Annotated in this window: 5 protein-coding genes; 2 read left to right on the forward strand and 3 right to left on the reverse strand. The window is 68.0% G+C overall.

Annotation, left to right across the window (positions count from 1 at the left end; genetic code table 11):
• Both VHS75_RS14790 and VHS75_RS14795 read right to left on the reverse strand, forming a co-directional pair.
• On the reverse strand, positions 1-235 hold a 235-nt coding region (locus VHS75_RS14790; RefSeq protein WP_329639385.1), incomplete at its 3' end, for a transposase.
• A gap of 70 nt (positions 236-305) precedes the next feature.
• A complete protein-coding gene (locus VHS75_RS14795) occupies positions 306-1,529 on the reverse strand; it encodes a serine hydrolase domain-containing protein (RefSeq protein ID WP_329639386.1) in 1,224 nt (407 codons plus the stop codon).
• Between the two features lie 85 nt (positions 1,530-1,614).
• On the opposite strand from VHS75_RS14795, the gene VHS75_RS14800 reads away from it, so the two are divergent.
• Positions 1,615-2,382, forward strand: coding sequence for a crotonase/enoyl-CoA hydratase family protein (locus VHS75_RS14800; RefSeq protein ID WP_329639387.1), 768 nt, complete (start codon positions 1,615-1,617; stop codon positions 2,380-2,382).
• On the opposite strand, the gene VHS75_RS14805 is transcribed toward VHS75_RS14800, so the two are convergent.
• Positions 2,379-3,389 (reverse strand): M15 family metallopeptidase, encoded by a 1,011-nt coding sequence (locus tag VHS75_RS14805; RefSeq protein ID WP_329639388.1) that lies wholly within the window; start codon positions 3,387-3,389, stop codon positions 2,379-2,381. The two genes, VHS75_RS14800 and VHS75_RS14805, sit on opposite strands and share 4 nt — an antisense overlap.
• Before the next feature lie 128 nt (positions 3,390-3,517).
• Here VHS75_RS14805 and VHS75_RS14810 point away from each other — a divergent pair.
• Positions 3,518-4,625 (forward strand): acyl-CoA dehydrogenase family protein (locus VHS75_RS14810; RefSeq protein ID WP_329639389.1); only part of this gene is annotated, 1,108 nt, incomplete at its 3' end.

The following is a 4,625-nucleotide window of genomic DNA, read 5'->3' on the forward strand; positions in this document are numbered from 1 at the left end:
GCTCCGAGCGGATGCCGTAGAACGCCTGCAAGAGCATCGCCCGCAACAGCCGCTCCGGCGCGATCGACGGGCGGCCCAGCCGCGGCGGATAGAGCGCCGAAAAGTCCTCGCTCAGGTCCGCCAGAGCGGCGTTTGCGATCTTCCGGATCGGCCGCAGCGGATGATCCCGCCGCACCCGTGCCTCCAGGTCCACGTACGAGAACAAGGACCCCGTCAGCTCATCAGATCCACGCATCCCTCAAGCCTCGCTCGAAGGAGTGAATCATGCCGAGTCCTGCGCCGCTACGGACTTCTCCAACAGCCTGCTAGGCGTTGATCTCCATCAGCGCCGAATAGACCAGGGTCCGAAGCTCGCGCCGGATCGGGTAGGTCGACGATGGCAGGAGCTGGGTCATGAAGACCGCCGTCACATTCTCCACCGGATCGACCCAGAACGCCGTCGAAGCCGCGCCGCCCCAGTAGAACTCGCCCTTCGAACAGGGGATCAGGGTCTTCGGCGGATCGAACACCACCGCAAAGCCCAGACCGAAACCCACGCCGGCATTGGTGCTTTCCGAGAACAGCGAGCGCGAGAGCTCCGTCAGGTCCTTGTCGCCGGGCAGGTGGTTTGACGCCATCAGCTTGACGGTCATCGGCGACAGGATCCGCGCGCCGTCCAGTTCGCCGCCATTCACCAGCATGTTGGCGAACCGCATGTAGTCGGCCGCCGTCGAGACCAGGCCGCCGCCGCCGGATTCCAGGGCCGGCGGGGCCAGATAGGGGCTGGTGGTCGGGTCGTCCTGCAGCTTCAGCCCGCCCTGCGGGGTGGCGTTGTAGCAGGCGGCGAAGCGGGCCTTCTGATCCTCGCGGACGAAGAAGCCCGTGTCGGTCATCTTCAAGGGATCGAAGATGCGCTCGGCAAGCACCTGGCTGAGCGGCTTGCCGGCGATCTTCTGCACCAGGTAGCCGACCACGTCGGTGGAGACCGAATAGTTCCAGGCCTCGCCCGGCGAGAACTCCAGCGGCAGCTTCGACAGCAGCGCGATGAAGGTCTCCAGGTCGTGCCCGCCGTGCATCTCCTCGACCTTGAGCTTGCGATAGGCGGCGTCGACGTTGGTGCGGCTCTGGAAGCCGTAGGTCAGGCCCGAGGTGTGGCGCAGCAGGTCCACCACCTGCATCGGCCGCGCCGGCGGCGTGGTCAGATACGGCCCAAGACCGGCCGAATAGACCGCCAGGTCCTTCCAGGCCGGGATGTGTTTCGCCACCGGATCGTCGAGCGCGATCAGCCCCTCTTCGACCAGGGTCATCAGCGCCACGCAGGTCACCGGCTTGGTCATGGAATAGATGCGGAAGACCGTGTCCTCGGTCGCCGCCGTCCCGCGCTCCACGTCGCGCTGGCCCAGCACCGACTGGTGGATGGTCTCGCCGTTGCGCGCCACCAGCATCTGGGCGCAGGGCATGCGGCCAGGGCCGACGTACTTCCGCTGCAGGAGCGTCTCGATGCGCCCCAGGCGCTCTTTCGAAAATCCCGCAGACTTCGCCTTGCTCATCGCATTTCCTTCCGGCTTTACGATCCTTTTGCCCTTGCCTTCCGCATGGTCGCAAGCGTGGTCTTGAGGCCAAGGAGATCCGCCTATGGACACCGTCAGCACCGAGACCCGCGGCCGCACGCTCATCGTCACCATCGAGCGGCCGCAGGCGCGCAACGCCGTCGACGGGCCGACCGCGCGCCGCCTCTATGACGCCTTCAAAGCCTTCGACGCCGACGAGGCCCTGGACGTGGCGATCCTGCAGGGGCGAGGCGGGGCGTTCTGCGCCGGCGCCGACCTGAAGGGCGTCGCCGAGGGGCGCGGCAATCCGGTGCATCGCGACGGCGACCTGGGCCCGATGGGCGTGACGCGCCTGACGCTGGGCAAGCCGGTGATCGCCGCGGTCGAGGGCCACGCGGTGGCCGGCGGGCTGGAGGTGGCCTGCTGGTGCGACCTGCGGGTCGCCGCGGAGGGTTCGGTCTTCGGCGTGTTCTGCCGGCGGTTCGGGGTGCCGCTGATCGATCTGGGGACTGTGCGCTTGCCGCGGCTGATCGGCGCCTCGCGGGCCATGGACCTGATTCTCACCGGCCGCCCGGTGGAGGCCCAGGAGGCCTATGACATCGGCCTCGCCAATCGCCTGGCGCCCAAGGGCGGGGCGCTGGACGCAGCGCTGGAACTGGCGGCCCAGCTCTCGGCTTTCCCTCAGCTCTGCCTGCGCAACGACCGGCTTTCCGCCATCGGCCAGTGGTCGCTGGACTGGCAGGCGGCCACGGCCGCCGAGATCGCGTTCGGCATGGAGACCCTGCGCTCCGGCCAGAGCCAGGAAGGCGCGGCCCGCTTCGCCGCCGGCGAGGGGCGCGGCGGCAAGTTCTAGCGGCGCTGGGCGAGCTCGGTGAACGTCACCGTGCCGATGCCGTAGGACGCATAGTCCTTGTAGTCGAAGTGCCACCATTCCTGCGGATAGACGGTGAAGCCTTCCGCCTCCATGGCGGCCCGCAAGATGCCCCGGAGCGCCCGCTGGCGGCTCGTGCCGCCCGGGAAGTCGGCGTAGGAGCGGGTGGACATCTCGTCGTAGCGTCCGGTCATCTCGACGGGCTTTCCGGTCTTCAGGTCGTAGAGAGTCAGGTCGACGGCGCAGCCGCGGTTGTGGCGCGAGCCCTGGGCGGGATCGGCGACGAAGACGTGGTCCTCCGGCGGGGTCGCGTCCCAGAACATCTTGGTCACGAACCAGGGCCGGTAGGCGTCGTGGATCAGCAGGCCATAGCCCTGCGCCGCCAACGCCTTCTGCGCCCGGCCAAGCGCTTCGGCGGCCGGCCGCTGCAAGTAGGCGCCGGCGCGTTCGTAGAGCGGGAAGCCCATGAAGTTATTCGGCGTAGCATAGCCGATGTCGAGCTTGATGCCGGGATCGATGGTCGTGAGGTCGACGAGGTCGGAGGCCCGCTTCGGCGTAGGTTCCTTCGGCGGCGTGGCGGCCAGGGCGGCGGCGCGGACGGCGGCCGGATCGGCCTTCACCTTGGCCTGGATGCCGGCGACCACCTCGGCGCTGAAGTCGTGGCGCGGCCAGCGCTCGTGCATCAGGCTCACGGCTGCGGCCTGGCCGCCATGGAGGTCGAAGTCGACCGCGGTCCGCTCGCCGCCGGGCAGCGCGGCGGCATAGTGGACGCCCCGGCCCGTCAGCAGCGCATGCGCCAGGGCCCGCCCGTCGGCGTAGAGCCGCCCGCGGTCTTCGGAGACGGTCAGCACTGACTGTGGCGTGCCGTACTGACCGATCAGCCGCTGCATCTCGGCCGGCGGCGATGCGGGCAGCGCCGCGGCATGCGCCGCGCCTGCGATAAGGCTCAGGATGAGCAGGAGGGCGGACGATCCGTGCAGTTTCGGCATGCTGCATTGGTGCGGCGGCGCTCGCTGATTCACAAGCGGCGTTGCGCAGGCCAGACAGCGGCTCAATAATGGTCCGACGCTCAAAACGTACCCAAGGTTCGAAAAACAGAGCGCATGGGAGACGCGATATGGCCTGGGATTTCGAGACCGATCCTGAGTTCCAGAAGAAGCTCGACTGGATCGAGGACTTCATGCGCGAAGAGGTCGAGCCGCTCTCGCATCTGGGCATGGCCGTCCACGGCCAACTCGGCCGCGACAAGTTCATCAAGCCCCTGCAGCAGAAGGTGAAGGACCAGGGCCTCTGGGCCTGCCACCTGGGCCCCGACCTCGGCGGCCAGGGCTATGGCCAGCTCAAGCTCGGCCTGATGAACGAGAAGCTGGGCCGCAACGGCCTCGCCCCCACCGTATTCGGCTGCCAGGCGCCGGACTCGGGCAATGCCGAGATCATCGCCCACTACGGCACCGAGAAACAGAAGGAGCAGTACCTCTGGCCGCTGCTGAACGGGGAGATCCGCTCGGCCTTTTCCATGAGCGAGCCCACCGGCGGCTCCGACCCGCTGACCTTCCAGACCCGCGCGGTGCTGGAGGGCGACGAGTGGGTGATCAACGGCGAGAAATGGTTCTCCACCAACGCGCGCTATTCCAAGGTGCTGGTGCTCTATGCGGTCACCGACCCGGACGCCAAGGACCCCTATCGGCGGACCTCGATCTTCCTGGTGCCCACCGACACGCCCGGGGTGGAGATCGTCCGCAACGTCGCGGTCGGCGGCGGCGGCGAGATCGGCGGCGGGACGGAAGGCTACGTCCGCTACACCAATGTGCGCCTGCCCTATGACGCCCTGCTGGGCGAGCGCGGCGCGGCCTTCGTCATCGCCCAGGTGCGGCTGGGCGGCGGCCGCGTGCACCACGCCATGCGCACGGTCGGCGCCTGCAGGAACGCGCTCGACCTGATGTGTAAACGCTCGGTCAGCCGCACCACCCGTGACGGCAAGCTCGCCGACCTGCAGATGGTGCAGTCCGACATCGCCGAGAGCTGGATCGCGCTGGAAAGCTTCCGCCTGATGGTGCTGCGCACCGCCTGGCTGATCGACAAGCACAAGGACTACCAGATGGTCCGCAAGGACATCGCCGCCATCAAGGTGATGATGCCCAAGGTCTACAACGACATCGCCACCAAGGCCGACCACCTGCACGGGGCGCTCGGCGTCTCCAACGAGATGCCCTTCATGCACATGG

It is taken from the genome of Phenylobacterium sp. (assembly GCF_036264965.1).
In the GTDB taxonomy this organism is placed as follows: domain Bacteria; phylum Pseudomonadota; class Alphaproteobacteria; order Caulobacterales; family Caulobacteraceae; genus Phenylobacterium.